This window comes from Massilia sp. LjRoot122 (assembly GCF_964252725.1).
Taxonomy (GTDB): domain Bacteria; phylum Pseudomonadota; class Gammaproteobacteria; order Burkholderiales; family Burkholderiaceae_D; genus Telluria.
On sequence record NZ_CAXUPB020000001.1, the window covers coordinates 2,238,756 to 2,263,039 of the forward strand.

At 66.2% G+C, this 24,284-nt stretch carries 23 protein-coding genes; 9 read left to right on the forward strand and 14 right to left on the reverse strand.

Annotation, left to right across the window (positions count from 1 at the left end):
- Window positions 1–130: 130 nt before the first annotated feature.
- Genes ACSQ25_RS09875 through ACSQ25_RS09890 form a run of 4 tightly spaced genes read left to right on the forward strand, consistent with a single transcriptional unit; the run spans window position 131 to window position 4,953 of the window.
- The gene (locus tag ACSQ25_RS09875; protein WP_436105520.1) at window positions 131–2,515 is read left to right on the forward strand and encodes a bifunctional salicylyl-CoA 5-hydroxylase/oxidoreductase; all 2,385 of its coding nucleotides are present in this window, start codon (window positions 131–133) and stop codon (window positions 2,513–2,515) included.
- A gap of 23 nt (window positions 2,516–2,538) precedes the next feature.
- Window positions 2,539–3,393: an enoyl-CoA hydratase family protein gene (locus tag ACSQ25_RS09880; protein ID WP_436105521.1), complete on the forward strand. Its 855-nt coding sequence runs from the start codon at window positions 2,539–2,541 to the stop codon at window positions 3,391–3,393.
- A 1-nt stretch (window position 3,394) separates the two neighbouring features.
- Window positions 3,395–4,561, forward strand: coding sequence for an acyl-CoA dehydrogenase family protein (locus ACSQ25_RS09885; protein ID WP_436105522.1), 1,167 nt, complete (start codon window positions 3,395–3,397; stop codon window positions 4,559–4,561).
- Window positions 4,561–4,953, forward strand: a complete 393-nt coding sequence (locus ACSQ25_RS09890) for a RidA family protein (protein ID WP_436108046.1) — start codon at window positions 4,561–4,563, stop codon at window positions 4,951–4,953. The genes ACSQ25_RS09885 and ACSQ25_RS09890 overlap by 1 nt, the downstream gene beginning before the upstream one ends.
- 169 nt (window positions 4,954–5,122) lie before the next feature.
- Here ACSQ25_RS09890 and ACSQ25_RS09895 read toward each other — a convergent pair whose 3' ends face one another.
- Complete coding sequence (locus ACSQ25_RS09895; RefSeq protein WP_436105523.1) at window positions 5,123–6,304, reverse strand: hypothetical protein; 1,182 nt, start codon at window positions 6,302–6,304, stop codon at window positions 5,123–5,125.
- A 737-nt stretch (window positions 6,305–7,041) separates the two neighbouring features.
- On the opposite strand from ACSQ25_RS09895, the gene ACSQ25_RS09900 reads away from it, so the two are divergent.
- Complete coding sequence (locus ACSQ25_RS09900; protein WP_436105524.1) at window positions 7,042–7,503, forward strand: hypothetical protein; 462 nt, start codon at window positions 7,042–7,044, stop codon at window positions 7,501–7,503.
- A gap of 58 nt (window positions 7,504–7,561) precedes the next feature.
- Complete coding sequence (locus ACSQ25_RS09905) at window positions 7,562–7,885, forward strand: hypothetical protein (protein WP_436105525.1); 324 nt, start codon at window positions 7,562–7,564, stop codon at window positions 7,883–7,885.
- An 8-nt stretch (window positions 7,886–7,893) separates the two neighbouring features.
- On the opposite strand, the gene ACSQ25_RS09910 is transcribed toward ACSQ25_RS09905, so the two are convergent.
- Together ACSQ25_RS09910 and ACSQ25_RS09915 are read right to left on the reverse strand one after the other, a co-directional pair.
- On the reverse strand, window positions 7,894–10,143 hold the full coding sequence (locus ACSQ25_RS09910; RefSeq protein ID WP_436105526.1) for a molybdopterin cofactor-binding domain-containing protein: 2,250 nt from the start codon (window positions 10,141–10,143) through the stop codon (window positions 7,894–7,896).
- Window positions 10,140–10,619 carry a (2Fe-2S)-binding protein gene (locus tag ACSQ25_RS09915; protein ID WP_436105527.1) on the reverse strand — a complete coding sequence of 160 codons (480 nt, stop codon included), beginning with the start codon at window positions 10,617–10,619 and terminating at the stop codon, window positions 10,140–10,142. Before ACSQ25_RS09915 ends, ACSQ25_RS09910 begins: the two co-directional genes overlap by 4 nt.
- A 203-nt stretch (window positions 10,620–10,822) precedes the next feature.
- On the opposite strand from ACSQ25_RS09915, the gene ACSQ25_RS09920 reads away from it, so the two are divergent.
- Window positions 10,823–12,766, forward strand: a complete 1,944-nt coding sequence (locus ACSQ25_RS09920) for a diguanylate cyclase domain-containing protein (RefSeq protein ID WP_436105528.1) — start codon at window positions 10,823–10,825, stop codon at window positions 12,764–12,766.
- Window positions 12,767–12,997: 231 nt separating this feature from the next.
- Here the strand turns inward: ACSQ25_RS09920 and ACSQ25_RS09925 are convergent, their stop codons facing one another.
- From ACSQ25_RS09925 to ACSQ25_RS09975, 11 genes are all read right to left on the reverse strand, one after another.
- Complete coding sequence (locus ACSQ25_RS09925; protein ID WP_436105529.1) at window positions 12,998–14,362, reverse strand: erythromycin esterase family protein; 1,365 nt, start codon at window positions 14,360–14,362, stop codon at window positions 12,998–13,000.
- 27 nt (window positions 14,363–14,389) lie between these two features.
- Window positions 14,390–15,145 carry a hypothetical protein gene (locus ACSQ25_RS09930; RefSeq protein WP_436105530.1) on the reverse strand — a complete coding sequence of 252 codons (756 nt, stop codon included), beginning with the start codon at window positions 15,143–15,145 and terminating at the stop codon, window positions 14,390–14,392.
- Window positions 15,142–15,840, reverse strand: a complete 699-nt coding sequence (locus tag ACSQ25_RS09935; RefSeq protein ID WP_436105531.1) for a phosphoribosyltransferase — start codon at window positions 15,838–15,840, stop codon at window positions 15,142–15,144. Before ACSQ25_RS09935 ends, ACSQ25_RS09930 begins: the two co-directional genes overlap by 4 nt.
- Before the next feature lie 111 nt (window positions 15,841–15,951).
- Complete coding sequence (locus ACSQ25_RS09940; protein WP_436105532.1) at window positions 15,952–16,422, reverse strand: Hsp20/alpha crystallin family protein; 471 nt, start codon at window positions 16,420–16,422, stop codon at window positions 15,952–15,954.
- Window positions 16,423–16,528: 106 nt separating this feature from the next.
- Complete coding sequence (locus ACSQ25_RS09945; protein WP_436105533.1) at window positions 16,529–16,873, reverse strand: EF-hand domain-containing protein; 345 nt, start codon at window positions 16,871–16,873, stop codon at window positions 16,529–16,531.
- 5 nt (window positions 16,874–16,878) lie between these two features.
- Entirely contained in the window at window positions 16,879–18,498 is a 1,620-nt protein-coding gene (locus tag ACSQ25_RS09950; protein WP_436105534.1) for a S10 family peptidase, read from the reverse strand.
- A gap of 118 nt (window positions 18,499–18,616) precedes the next feature.
- Entirely contained in the window at window positions 18,617–18,760 is a 144-nt protein-coding gene (locus ACSQ25_RS09955) for a DUF1294 domain-containing protein (protein ID WP_436108047.1), read from the reverse strand.
- Between the two features lie 69 nt (window positions 18,761–18,829).
- Window positions 18,830–19,672, reverse strand: coding sequence for an S-formylglutathione hydrolase (gene fghA / locus ACSQ25_RS09960; protein ID WP_436105535.1), 843 nt, complete (start codon window positions 19,670–19,672; stop codon window positions 18,830–18,832).
- Between the two features lie 60 nt (window positions 19,673–19,732).
- Window positions 19,733–20,320, reverse strand: a complete 588-nt coding sequence (locus tag ACSQ25_RS09965) for a chromate transporter (protein WP_436105536.1) — start codon at window positions 20,318–20,320, stop codon at window positions 19,733–19,735.
- Window positions 20,317–20,901, reverse strand: a complete 585-nt coding sequence (locus ACSQ25_RS09970; protein ID WP_436105537.1) for a chromate transporter — start codon at window positions 20,899–20,901, stop codon at window positions 20,317–20,319. Before ACSQ25_RS09970 ends, ACSQ25_RS09965 begins: the two co-directional genes overlap by 4 nt.
- A 51-nt stretch (window positions 20,902–20,952) precedes the next feature.
- The gene (locus ACSQ25_RS09975) at window positions 20,953–21,126 is read right to left on the reverse strand and encodes a hypothetical protein (RefSeq protein ID WP_436108126.1); all 174 of its coding nucleotides are present in this window, start codon (window positions 21,124–21,126) and stop codon (window positions 20,953–20,955) included.
- Window positions 21,127–21,316: 190 nt separating this feature from the next.
- Here ACSQ25_RS09975 and ACSQ25_RS09980 point away from each other — a divergent pair, with 190 nt between their 5' ends.
- Together ACSQ25_RS09980 and ACSQ25_RS09985 are read left to right on the forward strand one after the other, a co-directional pair.
- On the forward strand, window positions 21,317–21,550 hold the full coding sequence (locus ACSQ25_RS09980) for a hypothetical protein (protein WP_436105538.1): 234 nt from the start codon (window positions 21,317–21,319) through the stop codon (window positions 21,548–21,550).
- 381 nt (window positions 21,551–21,931) lie between these two features.
- Window positions 21,932–24,016 (forward strand): ATP-dependent helicase, encoded by a 2,085-nt coding sequence (locus ACSQ25_RS09985; RefSeq protein ID WP_436105539.1) that lies wholly within the window; start codon window positions 21,932–21,934, stop codon window positions 24,014–24,016.
- The last annotated feature ends 268 nt before the right edge of the window (window positions 24,017–24,284 follow it).

A 24,284-nucleotide genomic window follows, 5' to 3' on the forward strand; every position in this document is an offset into this window, starting at 1 on the left:
ACCGTTTCCCTATTGTACTAAAACAAGGTCGCCAAATGTATATACGGACATTCGATACCGGTTCATATTTACTTGACACCTAAAGCATTCGTCCATGTAAGATATCGGCAACACCAGACAGGGAGCGGGAATGAAGATCGTGTGCGTGGGAGGCGGCCCGGCGGGCCTGTACTTCGGACTGCTCATGAAGAAGCGCCATCCGGACTACGCCGTGACCGTCGTCGAGCGCAACCGCGCCAGCGACACCTTCGGCTGGGGCGTGGTGTTTTCCGACCAGACCCTCGGTCACCTGGCCGGCGCCGACGAGGAGAGTGCGCGCGCCATCCTGCAGTCCTTCAACCACTGGGACGACATCGACGTCCACTTCAAGGGTCGCACCGTCACTTCCGGCGGGCACGGCTTCTGCGGCATCGGCCGCAAGCGCCTGCTGAACATCCTCCAGGAGCGCGGCGCCGCGCTTGGTGTGCGGCTCGAATTCGAACACGAGGTGCGCGACGACGCCGAACTGGCGCGGGCCTACGACGCCGACCTGGTGATCGCCTGCGACGGCGTCAACAGCGCCGTGCGCAGCCGCCACGCCGAGGTGTTCCAGCCCGAGGTGGAGCAGCGCCACTGCCGCTTCGTCTGGCTCGGAACGCGCAAGAAATTCGATGCCTTCACCTTCGCTTTCGAAGAGACCGAACACGGCTGGTTCCAGGCCCACGCTTACCAGTACGATGGCGACACCTCGACCTTCATCGTCGAGACGCCGGAGCAAACCTGGCGCGCCGCCGGGCTGGAAGCGATGGACCAGCAGGAGGCGCTGGCCTTCTGCGAGCGCCTGTTCGCGCGCTACCTCGACGGCCAGCCCCTGATGGCCAACGCCGCCCACCTGCGCGGCTCGGCGATGTGGATCCGCTTCCCGCGTATCGCCTGCCGCCGCTGGGTGCATTGGAACGAGATCGATGGCCGCCGGGTGCCGACCGTGCTGATGGGCGATGCAGCCCACACCGCGCACTTCTCGATCGGCTCGGGCACCAAGCTGGCGCTGGAGGACGCGATCGAACTGGCGCGCTGCCTCGACGATCCGGCCGTGCCGATGGAAGAGGCGCTGGCGGCCTACGAGGAAGCGCGCCGGGTCGAGGTGCTCAAGCTGCAGAGCGCGGCGCGCAATTCGATGGAATGGTTCGAGAACGTGCGGCGCTACACGGCGCTGGAGGCCGAGCAGTTCGCCTATTCGCTGCTCACGCGCAGCCAGCGCCTGTCGCACGAGAACCTGCGCCTGCGCGACCCGCACTACGTCGCCGGCTTCGAAGGCTGGTTCGCCGAACGGGCCGCGGCGCAGGCCGGCGTGGCGGCGCCGGGCGGGCCGACCCCGCCCATGTTCACCCCCTATAAAGTACGCAGCGTCCTGCTGAAGAACCGCGTGATCGTCTCGCCGATGGCCCAGTACTCGGCCGTGGACGGCAGGGTGGGCGACTTCCACCTGGCCCACCTCGGCGCCCGCGCGCTCGGCGGCGCGGCCCTGGTGATGGCCGAGATGACCTGCGTCTCCGCCGACGCGCGCATCACGCCGGCTTGCCCGGGCCTCTACACACCGGATCACACGGCCGCCTGGACGCGCATCGTCGACTTCGTGCATGCGAATTCGGACGCGAAGATCGGCATCCAGCTGGGCCACGCCGGCGCCAAGGGCTCGACCCGGCCGATGTGGGACGGGATCGACCTGCCGCTCGATGAAGGCAACTGGCCGCTGGTGTCGGCGTCGACCCAGCAGTACCTGCAGGGCGTGTCGCAGGTGGCACGCGAAGCCGGTCCGGACGACCTGGAGCGCATCAAGCTGGACTTCGTGCGCGCCACCCGGGCCGCCGCCGAGGCCGGCTTCGACTGGCTGGAGCTGCATTGCGCCCACGGCTACCTGCTGTCCAGCTTCATCTCGCCGCTGACCAACCACCGCCAGGACGCCTATGGCGGCAGCCTGGAAAACCGCTGCCGCTATCCGCTCGAGGTCTTCGCCGCGATCCGCGCCGTCTGGCCGCTCGATCTGCCGATCAGCGTGCGCCTGTCGGCCCATGACTGGGTGGAAGGCGGCATCACGCCCGATGACGCCGTCGCCATCGCGCGCCTGTTCAAGGCGGCGGGCGCGGACATGATCGACTGCTCGTCGGGGCAGGTCAGCAAGGAAGAGAAACCGGTGTACGGACGCATGTTCCAGACCCCGTTCGCCGACCGCATCCGCAACGAGGCCGGCATCCCGACCATCGCGGTCGGCTCGATCTACGAGGCCGACCACGTCAACGGCATCGTCTCGGCCGGGCGCGCCGACCTGTGCGCCGTCGCCCGTCCGCACCTGGCCAACCCGGCCTGGACGCTGAACGAGGCCGCGCGCATCGGCTACACGGGCGCCGCCTGGCCGCGCCAGTACCGCGCCGGCAAGACCCAGCTCGAACGCAACCTCGAACGCGAGCGCCAGATGCAGGCAGCCGGCAGCGGCTTGAGCCCGCAGCAGCTGGCCGCGCGCCTGCTCGAAGGCTGATTCACCCTATCAGGAGCCACCGCATGCATTACTTACCGGGCGAAGCGCACCGGCTGCCGGGCAGCCGCGCCAGCCTTGCCGCCTATCAGGCCACCCATTTCCAGTTCACCATGCAGGAGCGGGTCGCCACCATTACCCTGAACCGGCCGGAGCGCAAGAATCCGCTGACTTTCGAATCCTATGCCGAGCTGCGCGACCTGTTCCGCGCGCTCGCCTATGCCGACGACGTCAAGGCCATCGTCATCACGGGCGCGGGCGAGAATTTCTGCTCGGGCGGCGACGTGCACGAGATCATCGGGCCGCTGACCCGGCTCGACATGCCCGGCCTGCTGGCATTCACCCGCATGACCGGGGACCTGGTCAAGGCGATGCGCGCCTGCCCGCAGCCGATCGTCGCGGCCGTGGACGGCGTCTGTGCCGGCGCCGGCGCGATCCTGGCGCTGTCCTCCGACATCCGCTACGGCAGCGCGCGCAGCAAGACCGCCTTCCTGTTCACCCGGGTCGGCCTGGCCGGCTGCGACATGGGCGCCTGCGCGCTGCTGCCGCGCCTGATCGGCCAGGGAAGGGCGGCCGAGCTGCTCTACACCGGCCGCGCCATGAAGGGCGAAGAGGCCGAACGCTGGGGCTTCTTCAACCGCCTGTGCGAGCCGGAATCGCTGCTGGGCGAAGCGCAGGCCCTCGCAGCGACGCTCGCGAATGGCCCGACCTTCGCCCACGGCATGACCAAGAAGATGCTGCAGCAGGAGTGGAACATGGGCGTCGACGAAGCCATCGAAGCCGAAGCCCAGGCGCAGGCGATCTGCATGGCCACCAATGACTTCCACCGCGCCTACCACGCCTTCGTGGCCAAGGACACGCCACGTTTCGAAGGGGATTGAGATGGCTGACCGCGAATACCTCGACTGGCCTTTCCTTGAGCCGCGCCACCGCGCGCTGGCGCTGGAACTCGACGCCTGGGCCGGCGAACACCTGAAGGACGCGCACGGCAGGGATGTCGATGCCGCCTGCCGCGCGCTGGTCGCGGCGCTCGGCAGCGGCGGCTGGCTGCGCCATGCGATCGGCGGCGCGGATCGTCCGATCGACACCCGCGCCATCTGCCTGATCCGCGAAACCCTGGCACGCCATGCCGGCCTGGCGGACTTCGCCTTTGCCATGCAGGGGCTGGGCAGCGGCGCGATCTCGCTGTTCGGCACGGCGGCCCAGCAGGAAGCCTGGCTGCCGCGCGTCGCGAGCGGCGCGGCGATCGCCGCGTTTGCACTGTCCGAGCCGCAGGCCGGTTCCGACGTGGCCGCGATGCAGTGCGCCGCGCGGCGCGAAGGCGACAGCTATGTGCTCGATGGCGAGAAGACCTGGATCTCGAACGGCGGCATTGCCGACTTCTACGTCGTGTTCGCGCGCACCGGCGACGGCGGCGGCGAAGGGGGAAGGGGCTCGCGCGGCATTTCCGCCTTCATCGTCGAAGCGGGCATGCCCGGCTTCGAGATCGCCGAGCGCATCGACGTGATCGCGCCGCACCCGCTGGCGCGCCTGCGCTTCGACGGCTGCCGGGTGCCGGCGGCGAACCGCATCGGGGAGGAGGGGCAGGGCTTCAAGGTGGCGATGGCCACGCTCGACGTGTTCCGTACCTCGGTGGCGGCGGCCAGCCTCGGTTTCGCACGCCGCGCATTGGACGAAGCCTTGAAGCGGGCCCGCGAACGGGCGATGTTCGGCAAGACCCTGGCCGACTTCCAGCTGACCCAGGCCAAGCTGGCCCAGATGGCGACCGGCATCGACGCCGCCGCGCTGCTGACCTACCGCGCGGCCTGGATGCGCGACCAGGGGAAACGAGTAACGAAAGAGGCGGCGATGGCCAAGCTGACCGCGACCGAGACGGCCCAGCAGGTCATCGACGCGGCCGTGCAGATGTTCGGCGGCCAGGGCGTGGTCAGCGGCGAGACGGTCGAGACCCTGTACCGTGAAATCCGCGCGCTGCGCATCTACGAAGGCGCGAGCGAAGTGCAGCTGCTCATCATCGCGCGCGAACTGCTGGCAGGGGAGGCCGCATGATCGAGATCCTGCAACCGCCGGGATGGGTACGTCCGAAGGGCTACGCCAACGGCGTCGCCGCCCGCGGCCGCCAGGTCTACGTGAGCGGCATGATCGGCTGGGATGCCGAGTGCCGCTTCCAGACCGACGACTTCGTGGGCCAGGCGCGCCAGGCGCTGGAAAACGTGGTCGAAGTGCTGCGCGAAGCAGGGGCGGGGCCGGAGCACATCGTCCGCATGACCTGGTATGTGCTCGACCGGCAGGAATACCTCGGTGCCGGCGCTGCGCTGGGCGCGGCCTATCGCGACGTGATCGGCCGGCATTATCCGGCCATGAGCGCGGTGCAGGTGGCGGGGCTGATGGAAGAGCGGGCGCGGGTCGAGATCGAGGTGACGGCTGTGGTGCCGGATTGAAAACGCGAGAACAGCCGCTATTGCCCCGGGCGCCGGTTCTAGATATTCCAGCAGATCCACGCTCAATCGATTGAGACGGTGACTACCGGGCGTGGGCAGGAGAAATCTAGGCAGCTATCGCGCAGCGTCCGGCGGTCGAAGGAACGTGGTTGAGTGCCGAGTCAGGGGACTATCTGGCCGGCAGGTGAACCGCATAATTGACCTTCCGCTTGATCGTACCCCCGAGGCTTGCAGTGGAAGGATAGGTGTAATCTGCGACTGACATTGAAAGACTTCCTTTGCCATCTGGAATTACAGTCCAGAGCGTGCCCCAATCTGGATCGCGGACCACCTTCGCCGTATCCGGGATCGCAACGCGGAAGGCATCTACCAGGTCACCATTGTGGCCGAAGCGATGAATGATTAAATTTTCCTTATTTTGCCTTCTCACCACAAAGATGGTCGATTGGTCACACACCACAGATTGCATTTGCGCTCGGCTGGCATCTTCGATCTGCACCTTCTTTTTGTCAGCAGGTGCAACTTGAAGAAGTAGTTGATAGCCAATGAGTTCCGACCTGTTTCCATACTTATCACCGACCCACTGTCGTAAAGGTTCGATCTTTTCTACAATGCCTTTGCAACTTCCAGTCAGGTACCCAGCGCCAGTCCACACCCCTTTCTGACTGAGGAACATCTTGCTGGTGACTGACTCTGGCTCGGTGTCTACAGACAAGACCAAGGCTGAAATTGTGGATGCATTACGCTCGGCGTCAGAGTTGCGCTGCCGCAATTTCTCCAATTGCTTGTCTGGGGGTGGCCGCATCTGAACACATGAATCTTCGTAGTCCGCATAGAGCTTGCTGGCGTCAGAAAGCGACTGTCCTTGCTTCGTGTAGCCCCAATCGCTCCGCTCCAGCGCTTGTTTGTCCGAGGGGGTGATCCGTTTGTCTTTGTACTCTTTCCCGTATTTAATCTCCTGTGTACTTCGCAGGAGATTTACCTTCAGCTCCTTCGGTAAGTCGACGGTGGCTATGCGATCCCATCGCCCCTGTTTATAAGCGAACGCAACCAAGCCTTCCGGTGGGAAGCCGTATTTATTACAAGGTCCCCAGCCTTGTACTGGCATTACCAAAACAGGCATGCCGCTAGCGAAATCGAGAATGTCAGGCATGTAGGCGATAGGCCAGCGATCCTTGCTTTTCCATTCGACCCTGTGACCATCACGAGCAAATCGAATTGTCTGCTCTTTAAGTGGCCCTCGACCCGAGCGCCCCCATTCATCAGGCCCATAAGTTACTGTGCGGTGGATTTGAAGCATTTGCCCATTTCCAAGCAATACATCTTCATTCCACGAAACTGTCTTGGACATGAACGGGAGTCCAGCTTCAGCGCTCAGGGCAATACTAAGAAGTAGAGCGGTGATGAATAGGCGAGCAGGCGACAAGTGTTTCTCCTGACGTTCACGCTGTGCGGCTGGCCGCCAGCGAATTAAATGATAAGCCGCAGCGCACCCAGCCAGTTCGAACGAGCGCCAACTCAGGCCTCACAGGTTTGCGGGAACTGCCCAAGCAGAGCGCTCGACGCGCCAAAGAGCTATGCCTGATAAAGCGGATTTTCAACCGGGGCGCAGATGTTCTCGAAGGAGGATCGGCTCTGATCTCAATTGTATTTGGCGATGTAGTCGTCGATTGCCGCCTTCGCCTCCTGCGCGTGTCCAAGCTTCAGCAAGACCATAGTGTAGCTTCCAAGGATAGCCAAGTCGCAAAACGTAAAAAATAGCACGCTAAGATACGGTTTAAAAACTTCGAAGCAGCGATGTCCAATGGTTCACTCTTGCAGAAGTACGTCATGTGGACAGTGGAGCAGCTTGGGCACCTAAGGTATCGTTGATCGGTTCCTGCAACGGCTGTCCTGACACAGCTTTCATGCGCAACGCAGTGCCGGTCTCCTGACCTCATTTCGCGCGGATATGACTTCCTCCATTTCGAGACAGTTTCGTGATGCTCCCGCCTGCATCCTTGCCCTGGATGGATGCTGACCTAGACTGAAGTACCGCAAGGGCAATGCGGCTTTGCGGCATCCGACGCCCGCCAAGGCTGAATCGGCGTGACGCCTGTCCAAAGTTTTCTGCTTTGTGAAGGAACGATCATGCGACCCCTATCTCTCCTGATTCCCGCATCCCTGCTCGTGCTTGCCGCTGGCGCCGGTGCGCAGAACCAACCCTACCCGCGGCCCGATACTGCGCCGATCTCGACCGTGACGGTGACGGCCCCGGGCAAGGCGGTTCGGCTCAATTCTGACGACGTCAAGCAGATCGCGGGAACCTATGACATGGCAAATGGCTGGCGGCTGGAAGTGCGCGGCAAGCCGGAATACATCGACGCGACCATCGACACCGAAAAGCCGATGCGACTCAAAGCAGTGTCGAAGAACAAGTTCGTCTCCGGCGACGGCAATGTGATCATGGAATTCAAGCAAGGTATGGGCGAGGACATGAAGCTGAGTTATGTACCCGACCCAAGCAAGCCATCGATGGTGTCGATACCCGCGCAGAAAGCCAAGCGCTGAGCGCCAGTTCCAGCCAGTTTCTGGTACGGTGACTCCAACAGGAACCAAGGGAGGCGCCATGAACAAGCAGATCGTCAGAGTGATCGACAACTTCGCGGATGCCGAACGCGCGCGCCAGGCGCTGCTGGACGCGGGCTTCGACCGGAACGGCATCGACATCACCCATACCGGCGACGAAGCCGGTCCCTCTGAAGCCAACTTCACGGTGGGCGATTCGCCCTCGGTGAAGGGCGGCACCGACTACAAGGACGTGTACACGCCGGGGCTGGAGATCGGCAAGTGCGTCGTCACCATCACCGCCGACGAAACACTGCTGGAAAGGGCGGCGACGATTCTCGACTACCACGGTGCCAAGGACAACGATCCCGCGCACCGCCATTGAAGCCCGGCTCAGCTCCAGCTGAGGTCGGTCTTGCTCAGCGGCAGCTGACGCACCCGTTTGCCCGTTGCGGCAAAGATCGCATTGCACACGGCCGGCGCCAGCGGCGGCAGGGCGGGTTCGCCCAGGCCGGTCACCGGATTATTGGTCTTGATGAAGTGGGTCTCGATCTTCGTCGGTGCGTCCGGCATGCGCAGCAGTTGGTAGTCGTGGAAGTTGCTCTGCACGATGCGCCCCTTCTCGATGTTCAGCTCCGGGAACATCATGGTCGACAGGCCGTCGATGACCGAGCCTTGCACCTGGTTCTCGGCGCCCGACAGGTTGACGATCTGCGCGCCGACGTCGGCCACCACCACCACCCGGTCCACCTTCAGCTTGCCTTCACGCGACACCGTCACCTCGGCCACCTGGGCCACATAGCCGCGGTGGCTGAAGTGGAAGGCGATGCCCTGACCCTGGCCGCGCGGGAATGACTTCTTGCCCCAGCCGGCGCGCTGGGCCACTTCGACCAGCACATTGCGCATGCGCTTGACGTCGTAGGGCAGGCCGCGCTCGCTGCTGGCCGGCACGAGGTCCTTGTTACCCAGCAGCTCCAGCCGGAACGCGAGCGGATCGCGTCCGCCGGCGTGCGCCAGCTCGTCGATGAAGCTGTGCAGCACCCAGGAGAACACGCAGCTGCCCGGTGCGCGCCACGGACCCATCGGAACGCGGGTTTCCAGCATGGTCTGTTCGAACAGGCAGTGATCGATCCAGCGGCCCGGGAATTCATCGGCAGACAGGTTGCCGCCGCTGCCCGGCTGCAGCACGCTCTTGCCATCGCGTTTGACCCGGTTGGCGAAGGTCACAAAGTGGTTGTGCCAGGCCACCGCCTTGCCGGCCACATCGACGCCGCCGCGCAGGAAGTGGAAGCCGCCCGGGCGGAAATGGTCGTGCTGCAGGTCGTCCTCGCGGGTCCAGGTCAGCTTGACCGGCGCGGCCACCTTGCGTGCGATCGCGGTGGCCTCGACGATGAAGTCCGAGCTCAGGCGCCGGCCGAAGCCGCCGCCGCTGCGGATGATGTGCAGGGTGATGCTCTCTTTCGGGATGCCGAAGGTAGTGCTGACCAGTGCCTGGCCGGCGCCCGGGTTCTGGGTCGGCGCCCACAGTTCGAGCGCGCCGCCTTCCTTGATCCAGGCGGTGCAGTTCTGCGGTTCCATGCTCGCGTGCGAGATGAAGGGGTAGCTGTAGGCGGCTTCCACCACCTTGGCGGCGCCCGCCAGTGCCGCCGGGACGTCGCCGTCCTTGCGCACGGTGCTTGTGCTGACACCTTCGCCGGCCTTCTTCGACGCGGCCTGGGCCTGGGCCGTGAAGTCGGCCCAGCTGTGGTTCGCACCTTCGCCTTCGTCCCACACCACCTGCAGCTCGCGGCGCGCGCGCATGGCGGCCCAGGTCGAGGTGGCGACGATCGCCACGCCCGGACGCAGGCCGTTCAGGTTGGCCGTGCCTTCGACGATGAAGGCGTCCTTCACGCCCGGCATGGCCTTGATCGCGTCCAGGTTGGCGCTCAGCGGCTGGCCGCCGAAGACCGGGCACTTGGCATACACGGCGTACAGCATGCCGGGCAGGCGCACGTCGATGCCGAACAGCGGCTTGCCACTGACGATGGCCGCGTTGTCGACGCCGCCGATGCGGGTGCCCAGCAGCTTGTAGGTGGCGGGGTCTTTCAGCACCACGCTTTTCGCGTCGGGCACCGGCGACTTCGACGCGGCTTCCACCAGGGCGCCGTAGCCCAGCCGGCGCTTGCTGGCGCCGTGCACCACGGCGCCGTTCGCGGCCGTGCATTCGGATACCGGCACTTTCCAGGTGTCGGCCGCGGCCTGCACCAGCATCATGCGCGCGGCGGCGCCGAGGCGGTGGAAGTTCTCGTAGTTGGTCGGGGTCGAGGTCGAGCCGCCGGCGCCCTGCGGTCCGTACAATGCGGTGTCGAGGTCGCCCTGTTCGATGCGCACGTCCTTCCAGTCCACCTCGAGCTGCTCCGCGATCACCATCGGCAGCGAGGTCTTGATGCCCTGGCCGATTTCGGGCTGCTTCGAGATCAGGGTCACGCGGCCGTCGCGGCCGATGCGGATGAAGGCGTTCGGCGTGAAGTCCGCCGGTGTTCCGCTCGCTGCACCTGCGGCAGCCGCCAGGACGCCGTCGGCCGACATGCCGAGCATGAAGGCGCCGCCAACGGCAGTGCTGCGCAGGAAGCTGCGGCGCGAAGGAGAAAGCGGTGCGCTCATTTCTTGCCCTTTGCATGTGAACTGATCTCGGCCGCGCGGTGGATGCCGGCGCGGATGCGGGTATAGGTGGCGCAGCGGCACAGGTTGCCCGCCATCGCTTCGTCGATCTGGGCGTCGGTCGGCTTCGGGTGCTGCTTCAGCAGGTGGCAGGCCGTCATGATCTGGCCCGACTGGCAGTAGCCGCACTGCGGCACGTCGAGCTCCTGCCAGGCCAGCTGCAGCGGATGCCGGGCCTTCGGGTCGAGGCCTTCGATGGTGGTGATCTTCTGCTTGCCCAGGCTGGACACCGGCGTCAGACAGGCGCGCGCCGGCACGCCGTCGATGTGCACGGTGCAGGCGCCGCACTGGCCGAGGCCGCAGCCATACTTGGTGCCGACGAGGCCGAGCGTGTCGCGCAGGGCCCACAACAGCGGCGTGTCGGGTTCCACGTCCACGGCCTGTGCCTTGCCGTTGATGTGCAGCGTGTATGTACTCATGCGGACCTCGTCCTTCGCAGGGGAATATAAAGGGTAATCCGACATGCTAATCGAATCGCCGGGTCTCAACAATATGGACGATTTCTTCGCGGAATAAAACGTAGCGGGTAGCCGGAATATGTAATACTTTGTCATCCTGCTGATCAGTCTCGTCACCATTCATGACCACACCCGGTCCTCGTCTGACATCGGCGAACCTCAAGTTGCGGCTGGCTTCGGTGGCGGCCGTGCTCGTGTTCGCCGCTACCCTGCTGGTGACGCTGTCGACCTTGTCCGTTGCGGAGCGCGGCATGAAAGGGGTAATCGGGGACCAGCAATACACCCTGCTGTCGGGCGCCGCGTCCTTCATGGACGACCGCCTGGCGGCGCGGCTGGCGCAAGTCGAGGCGCTCGCCGCCGCCATCCCGCCGCGGCTGCGCACGGACTGGACCGGGCTACGGCCCTTCCTTGCCGACCAGGTCCGGCTGTGGGCCGCCGACGAGTACCTGAACCTGGTGGTGTTCGACGCCAGCGGCGAGATGCGCTTGTCGCTGCGCGAGCTGCCCGGCCCGGCATCGCTGAATGCGCGCGGCACCGACTATTTCGAGCGAACGCTCGAGACGCGCGAAGGCGTGATCTCGCGGCCGCTCCGCAGCCGCCTTACCGGTAACCACATCGTGGTATTCAGCGCGCCGGTGATGGACGACACCGGCCAGCTCGCCGCGGTTCTGACCGGCAGCGTGGATCTGAGGCGCTCGGGATTCCTGCGCCAGATCAGCACCCTCAAGCCGGGCAAGACCGGTTATCTGTTCCTGATGACGGCCGACGGCGTGGTCATCGACCACCCCGACGCCTCACGCCTGTTCCAGCACGTCGGCAGCATCCCGGGCATCAACCGGGGCACCGATCGTGCCCTGGCCGGCTTCGAAGGCTGGCTGGAGGCCCGCAGCAAGGACGGGACCGATTCGATCTATGCCTACAAGCGGCTGCGCACGACCGGCTGGATCCTGGCAGCGCGCTACCCGAGCGCGGAAGCCTTCGCGCCGATGCAGGCGATGCGCAAGAACGCCTTCTTCAGCGCCGGCGGGCTGGCGCTGGCGGCCGGCCTGCTGGCCTGGGTGCTGGTGTTCCGTCTGCTGGCGCCGCTGCAGGACCTGCGCGACAACGTCGCCGCGATCCGCGACGAGGACGCCGACATCGACGTGCTGCGCGAAGGTCGCAGGGATGAAATCGGTGAGCTGGGGCGTGCCTTCCATGCCCTGATGGCCGAGCGCGAGCGGGCCGAGCGCGACCGCGCCGCCAGCGAAAAGCGCCTGCAGCTGATCACCGACAACCTGCCGGTACTGATCTCCTACATCGACCGCGAGCAGCGCTTCCGCTTCGGAAATGCCACCTATGACAAGTGGTTCGGGGTAACGCCCGACCGGCTGGTGGGCATGCCGGTGGCCGAAGTGCTGGGAGCGGAAACGGCCGCCGACATCGGCCCGCACCTCGAGCAGGCCTTCGGCGGGCAGGCGGTGACGCACGAGGTGCGCATTCCCGTGCGCGGCGACCCGCGCATCCTGCAGGCGACCTACATTCCCGACCACCAGCCCGACGGCAAGGTGGCGGGCGTGTATTCGCTGGTGCACGACATGACCCACGTGAAGGAAGTCGAGGAACAGCTGCAGCAGCTGGCGCGGGTCGATACCCTGACCGGCATCGCCAACCGCCGCATGTTCGGCGAGACGCTGCACCATGCGCTGGACCGCGCCCGCCGCAGCCACCGGCCGCTGGCGCTGGCCTACCTCGATATCGATCACTTCAAGAAGATCAACGACACCCATGGACACGGCGTGGGCGACGAGGTGCTGAAGGAGTTCGCCCGGCGCCTGACGGTGGGGGTGCGCGCCACCGACACGCCGGCACGCCTGTCGGGCGACGAGTTCGTGGTCATCCTCGAGGAGATCGGGGGCAGGGCGGAAGCCGAGCGCATCGCCGTGAAGATCGTCGAGAGCATGCGGGTGCCGTTCCGCACCAGCGCCGGCCTGGTCCAGGCCAGCACCAGCGTCGGCCTGGCGCTGTCGCAGCCGCGCCAGCCGCAGGAGCAGCTGCTGGCGGCGGCGGACAGTGCGTTGTATGCAGCCAAGGGGCAGGGCAGGAACGGGTATGCATTCCATGAAGGGTGAGACTTCGTTCTGCTCGCCAGCGCGTGCTTTGCCGCTAGCTTATGAACGTCGTACCCGCCACTGGCGGATACGACCTCCGGCGAAGGCCGGAGCCTAAGTTCGCAGCGTTGCGGCGCAATCAACGTGCACTGGTCTGCAGGGAAAATTGGGCTCCGGCCTTCGCCGGAGCGACGGTCTTGAGGATAACGTCAAGCACGACAGTCGGTGTTCAGGTGATCAGCCCGATGCAGTTTACAAACCCTGCGGATAGGTCTCCGGCGGTTCGCCCGAATGCCAGCCGCTGGTCGCATCCAGCGGCGTCACGGCGCTGGTGCGGTCGATGTGGATCACGACGTCGAACTGGCGCGCGAGCTGGGCCATGAAGTAATGGCTGTGGCGCTCGGTGCGCGGCAGATAGAGCACCCCGATGGCGCGCTCCAGCCGTTCTTCCATCAGCACGTCGCGGGCCGCGCCGGGCGCGCGCAGCGGCAGGAAGAAGCGCTCCATGCCGACACTGTGCAGCAGGTGCTCGTAACTGCCGGGCATGCCTGGCCGCACGTGTTTGTGCAGGGCCGGGCCATCCCATTCCGATGCCGCCGTCACCCGGCCGTCGTAGGTGGTGAAGCCGATCAGGCAGGCGCCCGCCCCGTAGGCCTTGCGCGCCAGTTCGCCCACGTTCCATTCGCCCTGGCGCCCGATCTCGGTGGCGCGTGCGTCGCCGATGTGCGAATTGTGTTCCCAGACGACGATCTTGGCCGGCTGGCCGTCGCGCGACAGGTGCCGTGCGAGCGCGTCCAGCGTATCGGCCATGTGGCGGTCGCGCAGGTTCCAGGATGAGATGCGGCCGCGGAACATGGTGCGGTAGTACTCTTCGGCGTTCTTCACGAGACGCGCATTCTGCTGGGCGTAGAAGAAGGCATCTTCGGGACTCGCGCCGGCGCCTTCCACCCCGTCCGCCTGCATGTAGTCGAAGGCACGCTGCTGCAGTTTCTGCAGGGCCGTCTGCACGCCTTGCTGGCAGGATTCCGACATGCCGACACCGGTGGCGTAGCCATAGTGCTGGCTGTCCTCGCCGTAGTGGTCGAAACAGGCATAGCGGCGGCGTGTTTCCTCGGCCGCCACCGGATCGACCTGATCGAGGTAGCGCAGCACTTCCTGGATCGAGGTGAACAGGCTGTACAGGTCGAGTCCGTAGAAGCCGGCCTTGGCCATGTTCCCCTTCGCAGCCGCCGCGTCGTTACGCTTGCGGAGCCATTCGACGAATGCCAGCACCGAGGTATTGCGCCACATCCAGGCGGGAAAACGCTCGAAACCGGACAGGGCCGCGCGCCCGTCGGGATCGCTCCCTTCGCCGCGCACGTAGCGGTTGACGCGCCAGGCGTCCGGCCAGTCGGCTTCGACGGCGACTGCCGTGAAGCCTTTTTCTTCGATCAGGCGCTGGGTGATGCGCGCGCGCTCGTCGTAGAACTCGGCCGTGCCGTGGGTGGCTTCGCCGAGCAGCACGAAGCGCGCATCGCCGACCAGGTCGAGCAACGCATCGTAGTCGGACGCGCTGCCGGTGAGCGGCGTGGCCGCCGCCCTCAGGGCGGCGGTTTCATAGTCGGTAACGGTAGCCATGAACAGATCAAGCAAGCGGCAGGAAAATCAGTGCAGGTAGCGGCTGCCGGCCTGTTCGCCCGTCGTGCCGAGTGGCGCCGGGCCATGCTCGTCGCTGTCGCGCGCGCCGGCGGACCTGTCGCGCGCAGTGTCACGCATGCTGCCGGACATGTTGTCGCTGACGCGATAGGTCTTGTTGCGCGTGGCCTGCATCAACACGCCCAGCGCGGCGAGGCCGACCAGCAGGCCGCCCGGCGAGCGCCGCATCAGGCTGAGCAGGCCGAGCATGCCTCCGCCCAGCAGGGCCGGGTGCGGAGCGTCGGCGCTGCCGGTGTGGACGCCATAGTCGCGGCTCGGCTCATAGCGGTTGTAGCGGGCCGCCGAACGACTGGACTCGACCTCGTGCCGGCTGCGCGCCTCGGCGCTGCGTTCCCAGGCCCTGGCCCGCGCGCGGGCACGGTCGGCGCTATCCTCGAGGCGCTGGGTCGCTTCCTGCGCGCCGTGGCGCGCGCGTTCGATCATGGGTGCGGCCTGCGCATGCAGGCGGTCGGCCCCGTGCGACAGTGCGCTGGTCGCGCTGTCCTTCAGACCCACCAGGCGGTCGCCGGCGCTGTGCAGGGCATGGTCGAGCGTCGCACCGGTGCGGGCGCCGGCGGTACGCAGCGCGGACAAGGCCCGCGAGCGGCGCGCGGAGCCACGTTCGGGGTCCAGCAGGTACATCAGCAGCGCTCCGGCCGCCGCTGCTCCCAGCCATTTGCCCACGCTGCCCACATCGGTTGCCGTCTCGGTTGGTATCGGTTTCATGTCCGCTCCTTTCTGTTGTCCTGGTTGCCATGCTGCGCGGCGGGTGCTGCCCATGCCTGCGCCAGCAGATCCTGCACTTCTTCGTCATCCGTCTGCCCGAACCGGCGGTAGAACTGGCCGACCGCGTGGAAGCGGAGGGGCGTGAGCGGGCAGACGACTTCGTCGGCTTCGCGCTCGAGCAGGCCGATCGTGTCGGGCGCACCCACCGGCGTCGCCACGACCAGCCGCGCCACGTGCTGCTTGCGCACCACCCGGACCGCAGCCAGCATGCTGGCGCCGGTCGCGATGCCGTCATCGACCAGGATCACGCAGCGACCTGCGAGCCGTGGCGGCGGGCGGCCACCCCGGTAGAGGCGGTCGCGCCGTTCGAGTTCGGCCAGTTCGCGCGCGGCCACGTGTTCCACCTGCTCCTGCGTTACGCCCATCAGCCCGGGCACGCCCGCCTGCAGCACGCGCACGCCGCCGCTGCCGATCGCGCCCATCGCGTATTCCTCGTTGCCGGGCATGCCCAGCTTGCGTACCAGCAGCACGTCGAGTTCCGCACCGAGTGCCTGCGCCACTTCGAAGGCCACCGGCACGCCGCCGCGCGGCAGGCCCAGCACGATCGGGTCGGCCTGGCCGGCGAGGTGGCGCAGCACACGCGCCAGCTGGCGGCCGGCGTGGGTGCGATCCTTGTAGCTTTCGGTATCGAGCATGGTGCAACGATCAAAAACAGCCAGCATGGAACGAAAAAGCGAAAAAGCGGCCGCGCCGCGCCGCGGCAGGGCGCCGCAACGCGGTAGGCGGACCATGGACAGCGCGAGCGCTTACTGGATGGTCAGACGGCGTGCTTCAGTGCCCTGCTTTTTGGGCAGGCTCAGCTGCAGGACGCCGTTCTCGAGCCGCGCTTGTGCCGTACCGTCGTCGACCTCGGTGGGCAGGGCGAAGCTGCGCATGAACCTGCGTGCGGTACGTTCAGCATACACCACGGTTTCGCCCTCACGGCGTTCGTTTGCCTCACGGCATTCCGCTTCGATCGTGACCCGCTGGCCATCGACCGAGACCTTGACGTCCTCCTTGTTTACGCCCGGCAGTTCGGCCTGGATTTCGTAGGATTTTTCGGTCTCCTTGACGTCCAGGCGCGGCGATACGGAACCTTCGCCGGCCCATTGCCCGCCCTGGGCGAGCGGGCTGAAGAAATCCTGGAACATGCTCTCGACCATGCGTCCGAACTGGTCCTCGACGGAACCCGGACGGTAGGCCGGCAGTGGGGAAGCACCCCTCTTGATGAGATTCATAGTGGCCTCCATGGATGAACAGTGATCGCTGGCAGATACCAGCAATATATTTATAGGACGGAGACCGGCTGTTTTCAAGCGGCCGGGGCCGCAATGAATGGCGTGCTCAGCGCCGCTCGGTTTTTGCCTGTGTCAGGTAGCTGCGCAGGTCGTCGAAGCTGACGGCGCCACGGCCGCGCGTGTCGATGGCATCGAAATGCCGGGCGACGAAGCCGAAGCCCTTGGCCTCCTCGCGCGACAGGCTGCGGTTGCCGTCGGTATCGGCCGCCCGGAACTGTTCCTCGAGCTTGGCCAGCGCCTGCGCGCGCAGCGCCGCGCCTGCCGCCGGCGGCGTGTCGGCCGGACGGTTGCGCAGCGCGGGCGGCAGCTGGGCGTCGGCGCCGATCTGCCCCTGTGCTGAAGCCGGAGCCGCCAGATGGGCGGCACTGAGGAGGAGGATCAAGAGGTGCATGGTCTTCATTGTGCCACCGATACGCTGTTGTAGAAGGCGCGCAGGTCGGCCTTCTGGAGGCCGCGCACGCGGTCGTCGAGGTAGCTCATGTGCCCGCTGTCGTAGTTGCGGATCTGGATGTTGGTCCCGGGCCCCAGCCGCGCCAGGTCCAGCTCGGTCTGGTAGAAGGGCGTGGCCAGGTCATGGTAGCCGCCCATGGCGAGCACCTTCATGGCCGGATTGAGCGTCAGGGCGGCGGCAAGGTCCGGTATCGTGTCCGGCACCGCCTTGCCGTCGTGGCTGAAGTTCCACTGCTCGAGAACGTTGTTGGAACTCAGGTAGGGCGTCATCGCGGTATAGCGCAACTCGGTCTCGAGATAGCTGCGGATGGTGTTGACGAAGGTGCTGCCGACCAGGTTCATCGACGGGTCGCCGCCGACTGCCAGCGCACTGCCGACCGGCGCTTTCACCCGGGCATCGTAGCGCCCGATCACCTGCCCCGGCTGGAAGCGGGCGCGGTAGGCGCCCGGCACCATCGACAGATCCTGGCGCCAGGTCAGCGCCGCCACGCCGGTGTAGGCGGCCAGCTGCGTCACGGTGGCATCGCTCGGCGGCGTGCCGCCGGCGAGGAAGGCGCCGACCTCGCTGCGGTAGGGGCCGGCGGCGAACTCGCGCGCTTTCTGCAGCACCGAGGAGAAATCGGTCGGCAGGCTGCCGCCGTTCTGGTGGTAGGCCGACACCGCCGCATAGCTCGGGATATAGCCCTCGCAGCTGACCTGGCCGGGATTGAACACGCCGCAGTTCGCGTTGTAGTTCATGGCGGGTGACTGCAGCATGACCCCGGCCACGCGCACCCCGGCGCTTTCGAGCAGGTTGGCCAGCACGGCGGTGCGCGGCCCGCCGTAGGATTCGCCGAACAGGTAGACCGGCGACGCCTGCCGGTTGTTGGCGGCGAGATAGCGGCGCACGAAGTCGCGGAAGGCCGCCGCGTCCTGGTCGACGCCCCAGAACTGGGCATTGGTGCGCGGCGCGATCGCCTGCGAATAACCGGTGCCGATGGCGTCGACGAAGACCAGGTCGGAATGGTCGAGCAGCGTTTCCTGGTTGTCGACCATCTGCGGCGGACTGGCGGGCGGCGCGGTGGACGGGAAGGTGGTTGCCATCCGGCGCGGCCCGAAGGAGCCCAGGTGCAGCCAGATCGAGGCCGAGCCCGGCCCGCCGTTGTAGAAGAAGGTGAGCGGCCGCTGCGCCGCCGGTTGGGTGCCGGCGGTGTAGGCGACGTAGAAGAAGGACGCCGCCGGCTGGCCGGTCTGCAGGTCGGTGGCCGTCAGGTGGCCGGCGCTGGCGGTGTAGGCGAGTGCTTTGCCGTTCAGGGTGATGTTCTTGTCGACCTTGGAGGAGCGCTCCTCGGCGCTTGCCAGCGAGGCCGCGGCCGCACCCGAGTAGAGGACCGGGTCGGCATAGCTGCCCGGCAGTGCCGCGACCGGTGGCGGCGGTGGCGGCGGCGTCTGGACCGGCGCCGGGGCAGGGGCGCTGCCGCCGCCACCGCCGCCGCACGCGCTCAGGGCGGCTGCGAGCAGAACGCCGGCCAGCCTGGGTAGTGGACCGGCGTGGCGCGGCCGTCGCGCAGAAGCTTGGATCGCCATGATCGTCCTGGTGAAAAACTGTCGGGTTTGCTGCCGATTATGCACCGACTGCGGAAAAACTCAACAGTAAATACCGGTCGTTCACGCCGTCGCGATCCGGCGCGGCGAACTGGCTTCCCTAGCGTTCCACAAGCTCACGCAGCACGATAGCGCCTGGCCAGCCGCCGGCCAGTGCGATCGTATGCAGGGCATTCTCGCTGGTTCTGTGTCCATTCTTCCGCGCTGCCGACTTGTCGGCAGCATAGGTAAGGAATGCCGGAATGCTGGCACAAGGGTGATCTCCCTTGGTAGCGCGGACCCTTTTTGCTTCTCATCTGCTGTGTCCCATGGTTCACCCAAGCAGCCGGCGGTGGAAACGCAGGTGATCCTCGACAAAGCTCGAGATGAAATAATAGCCGTGGTCATAGCCCGCATGGCGGCGCAGCGTGAGCGGCTGTCCGACGCGCGCGCAGGCTTCCTCGAAGGCTTCCGGATACAGCTGCTCGTCCAGGAACTTGTCCGCCAGGCCCTGGTCGATCAGGATTCCACCGGGGAAGGGCGCCGAGGCCATCGCAGCCATCAGTTCCGTCGCATCGTACTGGCGCCAGGCCGCCTGGTCCGCGCCGAGATAGCCGCCGAAGGCCTTCCGGCCCCAGGGGCAGCGCATTGGCGCGGCGATCGGCGCGAAGGCCGACACCGAACGGAAGAGATCCGGATTCCTCAGCGCCATCATGAGGGCGCCATGCCCGCCCATCGAGTGGCCGAAGATGCCGACCCGCGCCGGGTCGGCCGGCAGGCTGGCCAGCACCAGTTCGCGCAGCTCCAAGATGTGGCTGTACATGCGGTAATGACGCGACCATTGCGCTTCGGTCGCATCGACATAGAAACCGGCGCCGACGCCGAAATCCCAGCTGTCGGTCTCGCCGGCCACCCCGGCGCCGCGTGGGCTGGTGTCGGGCGTGACCAGGATCAGGCCTTCCTGGGCCGCCACGCGCTGGGCGCCGGCCTTGATCATGAAGGTCTCCTCGGTGCAGGTCAGGCCGGCGAGGTAGAACAGCACGGGCAGGCGCTTGCCTTCGGCGCCGGGCGGCAGGTAGACGGAAAAGCGCATCGGCAGGCCGATCGCCTGCGAGTCGAATCGGTAGAAGCGCTGGACGCCGCCGAAGCAGGCGTGTTCGCTGAGGAGTTCAGGCATGGGGTCACCGGATGAGTGGTCGATTCCGCAAGTATGCCTTGCCGGGACCGGGTCTGCCAGTCACACGAAGCCGAGCGCCCCCAGCAAGGCACCGGCGCCGAGCACCCACAGCAGGTGCAGGCGGGTGCGCCAGACGATCAGGCAGCTGAGCGCCGCCAGCAGCCAGAGGGGCCAGCCGCTGGGCTCCGTCCCCGCACCGGCGAGCAGCCAGCTGGTCGCCAGCAGCATCCCGATCACGACCGGCGCCATACCGAGGCGGAAGGCGCGCACGGCGCGCAGCTCGCGGTTGCGGTGGCCCCATTGCGCGACCTGGTAGTTGAGCAGGGAAGAGGGCAGCAGGATGCCGAGCATGGTCAGCGCCATGCCGGCGAAGGCGGCGCCCAGGCTGCCCGTGTTCATGCCCAGGTTCCAGCCCATCAGGGCGACGAACAGCACGTTCGGACCCGGCGCGGCCTGCGCCAGCGCGATCGAATCGCTGAACTGCGACTGGCTCAGCCAGCCCTTGTCTTCGACCAGGTAACGCTGCATGTCGGCGGTGACGGAGATCGCGCCGCCGAACTGCATCAGCGACAGCATCAGGAAATGGACGAGCAGGCCGACCCAGTCGTCCGGGCCAAGAACCAGGTCGGGCGGGAGCGCCGGCATCATGGGCGCAGCCTGCGCCAGGCCAGCACGCAGCCAAGTCCGCCCAGGGCCGGCAGGACCCAGACCAGCGGCACCCGCAGCCATGCCAGCAGCACGAAGGCGCCCGCGGCGAGGCCGATCGACCAGGGCAGCGGGATCGGGTTCCTGGCCAGTGCGGCGGACAGCTTGAAACCGGTGGCGGCGATCAGGCCGGCGGATACTGCCGCCATGCCGCGCAGCGCGCCTGCCATGGCGGGATGGCCGGCAAAGCGTGCGTGGAAGGCGGCCAGCAGCAGGACCAGGGCCAGCGGCAGCACCAGCAGGCCGGCCATCGCGGTCAGCGCCCCGACCGGTCCGAACCAGCGCGCACCGAGCATGATCGACAGGTTGACCACGTTCGGCCCCGGCATGATCTGCGCCACCGCCCAGTCCTCGATGAACTCCTCGTGGGTCAGCCAGCGCTTGCGCTCGACGACTTCGCGCTGCACGACCGCCAGCACGCCGCCGAAGCCCTGCAGGGCCAGGACGGTGAAGGAGACGAACAGGTCGAGCAGCGAGGTGGGACGGGGGCGGTCTGGGGCGGGAGCGGAAGGCGGAGAACTCATCCGGGGATTATCGCCGCCCGGGCTCCGTCCTGTCCACGCCCGCCCGGGCGTTCAGCCGCCGCCGATGCCCCGCATGACCTTGCCGCTGCCGCCGCAGTTGGGGCAGGGCTTGCCGTCGACCTTGCCGGTGCCGGCGCAGTCTTCGCAGACGTCTTCGCCGGCGCCGGGCGTGCCGGGTTGGGCTTCATCGCCGGGATTCAGGTCGGGGTCGGGTTGCATGCTCATGGCGTCCTCGCGAAGTTGGTGTGCGCGGCCATTGTAGGCGGCGTGGGGGCGGGATGGCGCAGCGCTGGACCCGTGCACGCGAAGGGCACAAACGCCGGGTGCGCTTCGATTCGACTCTGATATTGACATTGCTTGCGTTTCGCCCATACTCCGGTGCAGCCGACCACCCTTTATCCGAAAGGCCAGGCGCATGATGAATCCTCTCCGCAACTCCCAAGGCAATCCAGATGCCGCCGTTATTGATGCACGGCACGACCAGCGCCAGCGCGACATCGTGGACGACGGCCTCGCCCTGATGCGCGTCGCGGGCACCCTGTCCGCACTCGAATACCTCAAATCCCATGGCGTCGACGCGCGGGTCATCGCGCGCGTGCTGCTGGAGCCCGGCAGGCGGCGCGGCAGTGCAGGACTGGCAGCCGCCTGAGCCCCGGGATTATGCACAAAAATTTCCATAGAATAATTTTGTGCTGCAGCGTGCCGACTGTGCGACAAGTGCAGCTAAGCCCTTGATTTCTGGGCCTATCGGCCCTGCCTTCCCAATAGGCAAATTGTTGAAAGCCGCACGGATGGCCGCATCCGGCGTGTCAAGCCCCCGCTTTTCCACATAGTTATTCACAGAGTTTGTGGATATCCGGAAAACTTTTTAAGTATTAACTACTTAGCACGCTTTTCGCATGTATTCCATAACCTGATGCCCGGCAATTGGTAGCTTTCAAGCGTGTGCGGACTTGACTGTTGAACTGTTTCGACTTGCGCAAGATAACTGGATAAATGTACAGTACGGCATTTCCACCTGATCCACGCCATGTCAGCCACCCTCGACCAGCCCGCTACCGACGATCCCTTCGCCGGCCTGAATACCGAACAGCGTGCCGCGGTCGAGCATGACATCGGCGCTGCCAGCGTGCGGCCGTTGCTGGTCGTGGCCGGTGCGGGCTCGGGCAAGACCAATACCCTGGCGCACCGGGTCGCCCGCCTGATCGGGGCCGGCGCCGATCCGCAGCGCATCCTGCTGCTGACCTTTTCGCGCCGCGCGGCCGGGGAAATGAGCCAGCGCGCCAGCGGCGTGCTGCAGCGCCTGCTGGGAAGATCCGGGTCGCAGGGAACGGTGACCCTGCCCTGGGCCGGCACCTTCCACGCGATCGGCGCCCGCCTGCTGCGCGAATACGCGGGCCGCATCGGCCTGGACGAATCCTTCACCATCCACGACCGCGGCGATTCCGAAGACCTGATGGGACTGGTGCGTCACGAGATCGGCCTGTCGAACACGGAGAAGCGCTTTCCCTTGAAGGGCACCTGCCTGTCGATCTATTCGCGGGTGGTGAACAGCCGCGCAGCGCTCGAGGAAGTGCTGCAATCTACCTTTCCCTGGTGCAGCGAGTGGGAAGGGCAGCTGAAGACCCTGTTCGGCGCCTACGTCGACGCCAAGCAGGAGCAGAACGTGCTCGACTATGATGACCTGCTGCTGTTCTGGGCCGAGATGGCGGCCGACCCGGAGCTGGGGCCGGAGATCGGCGCCCGCTTCGACCACGTGCTGGTCGACGAATACCAGGACACCAACCGCCTGCAGGCGGCCATCATCACCGGCATGAAACCGGGCGGCGAGGGCGTGATGGTGGTGGGCGACGACGCCCAGTCGATCTACGCCTTCCGCGGCGCGACGGTGCGCAACATCCTCGACTTCCCGAAGCAGTTCTCGCAGCCTGCCGCGCTCATCACGCTGGAGCGCAACTACCGCTCGACCCAGCCCATCCTCGACGCGTCGAACGCGATGATTGCCGGCGCGCGCGAGCGTCATGCGAAGACGCTGTGGACCGATAAGGCGTCCAGCCTCAAGCCGCAACTGGTCCTGATCCCGGATGAGGCCGAACAGGCGCGCTGGGTCTGCAATCGCATCCTCGAACACCGCGAAGCGGGTATCACGCTGAAGTCGCAGGCGGTGCTGTTCCGCGCGGCCAGCCACAGCGCCGCGCTGGAACTGGAGCTGATGCGCCGGAATATTCCCTTCGTGAAGTTCGGCGGCCTCAAGTTCCTCGAGGCCGCCCATATCAAGGACGTGCTGGCGGTGCTGCGCTTCGCCCAGAACCCGAACGGGCGCATGGCGGGCTTCCGCGTGGCCCAGCTGATCCCGGGCATCGGTCCGGCCACCGCCACCCGCCTGCTCGACGCGGTGGGCGAGGCGACCGACCCGGCGGCCGCGGTGGAAGCCTTCGCGGCGCCGGCCAAGAGCAGCGCCGACTGGGCCGCCTTCAGTGCGCTGTACCGGCGCCTGCGCACGCCCGGACTGCGCTGGCCGGCCGACATCGAGCTGGTCAAGCAATGGTATCTGCCGCACCTGGAGCGCATGTACGACGACGCCACGGTGCGGGTGGCCGACGTCGAACAGTTGACCGCACTGGCGGGCGGCCACGCGACGCGCGAAAGCTTCCTGGCCGAGATCACGCTCGACCCGCCGGAAGCGACCAGCGACCGCGCCGGCCAGCCGCTGCTGGACGAGGACTACCTGATCCTGTCGACCATCCATTCGAGCAAGGGACAGGAGTGGAAGTCGGTGCACGTGCTGAACGTGGTGGACGGCTGCATCCCGTCGGACATGAGCACCGGGAACCAGGACGACATCGAGGAAGAGCGGCGCCTGCTCTACGTGGCGATGACGCGCGCCCGCGAGCACCTGCACCTGGTGCTGCCGAACCGCTTCTTCATCAAGCAGCAGGCGCAAATGGGCGACCGCCACGTGTATGCGGCGCGCACGCGCTTCATCACGCCGGCCATGCTCAAGCATTTCGAAGAGACGACCTGGCTCAGCGCGGACAATCAGCAGCTGCGCAAGCCGGTGCCGGAGAGCGTGCGCATGCTGGTCAGGGAGCGCGCCAGGAACGCATGGAAATGAGCGGAGATCCGGCCAATTTATTGACCGATGGCGGACTTATCCCCCGCGACCCGCTTTTGTAGGAATTTGCCGCACACCCCCACACTGCACGAAAGCAGTGCGTCGCCAAGTCATTGATTCTTAATGTGTTTCATTTTGCCTGCGGAACGGGCATTTTGTTGAAACCCGCATCATTACTGGACTTTCGGCTTGTCAAGTAGTGCTTTTCCACATCTTTATCCACAGATCTTGTGGATATTGGAAAATCTTCATAAAAATCAAGTGCTTA

Coding starts and splice junctions, on each gene's coding strand:
- ACSQ25_RS09965 (WP_436105536.1), bottom strand. CDS start 20,320: ATGATGCCGGCGCTCCCGCCCGACCTGGTTCTTGGCCCGGACGACTGG.
- ACSQ25_RS09950 (WP_436105534.1), bottom strand. CDS start 18,498: ATGGCGATCCAAGCTTCTGCGCGACGGCCGCGCCACGCCGGTCCACTA.
- ACSQ25_RS09925 (WP_436105529.1), bottom strand. CDS start 14,362: ATGGCTACCGTTACCGACTATGAAACCGCCGCCCTGAGGGCGGCGGCC.
- ACSQ25_RS09885 (WP_436105522.1), top strand. CDS start 3,395: ATGGCTGACCGCGAATACCTCGACTGGCCTTTCCTTGAGCCGCGCCAC.
- ACSQ25_RS09940 (WP_436105532.1), bottom strand. CDS start 16,422: ATGAATCTCATCAAGAGGGGTGCTTCCCCACTGCCGGCCTACCGTCCG.
- ACSQ25_RS09895 (WP_436105523.1), bottom strand. CDS start 6,304: ATGTCCAAGACAGTTTCGTGGAATGAAGATGTATTGCTTGGAAATGGG.
- ACSQ25_RS09935 (WP_436105531.1), bottom strand. CDS start 15,840: ATGCTCGATACCGAAAGCTACAAGGATCGCACCCACGCCGGCCGCCAG.
- ACSQ25_RS09945 (WP_436105533.1), bottom strand. CDS start 16,873: ATGCACCTCTTGATCCTCCTCCTCAGTGCCGCCCATCTGGCGGCTCCG.
- ACSQ25_RS09985 (WP_436105539.1), top strand. CDS start 21,932: ATGTCAGCCACCCTCGACCAGCCCGCTACCGACGATCCCTTCGCCGGC.
- fghA (WP_436105535.1), bottom strand. CDS start 19,672: ATGCCTGAACTCCTCAGCGAACACGCCTGCTTCGGCGGCGTCCAGCGC.
- ACSQ25_RS09880 (WP_436105521.1), top strand. CDS start 2,539: ATGCATTACTTACCGGGCGAAGCGCACCGGCTGCCGGGCAGCCGCGCC.
- ACSQ25_RS09905 (WP_436105525.1), top strand. CDS start 7,562: ATGAACAAGCAGATCGTCAGAGTGATCGACAACTTCGCGGATGCCGAA.
- ACSQ25_RS09970 (WP_436105537.1), bottom strand. CDS start 20,901: ATGAGTTCTCCGCCTTCCGCTCCCGCCCCAGACCGCCCCCGTCCCACC.
- ACSQ25_RS09910 (WP_436105526.1), bottom strand. CDS start 10,143: ATGAGCGCACCGCTTTCTCCTTCGCGCCGCAGCTTCCTGCGCAGCACT.
- ACSQ25_RS09975 (WP_436108126.1), bottom strand. CDS start 21,126: ATGAGCATGCAACCCGACCCCGACCTGAATCCCGGCGATGAAGCCCAA.
- ACSQ25_RS09930 (WP_436105530.1), bottom strand. CDS start 15,145: ATGAAACCGATACCAACCGAGACGGCAACCGATGTGGGCAGCGTGGGC.
- ACSQ25_RS09915 (WP_436105527.1), bottom strand. CDS start 10,619: ATGAGTACATACACGCTGCACATCAACGGCAAGGCACAGGCCGTGGAC.
- ACSQ25_RS09875 (WP_436105520.1), top strand. CDS start 131: ATGAAGATCGTGTGCGTGGGAGGCGGCCCGGCGGGCCTGTACTTCGGA.
- ACSQ25_RS09980 (WP_436105538.1), top strand. CDS start 21,317: ATGATGAATCCTCTCCGCAACTCCCAAGGCAATCCAGATGCCGCCGTT.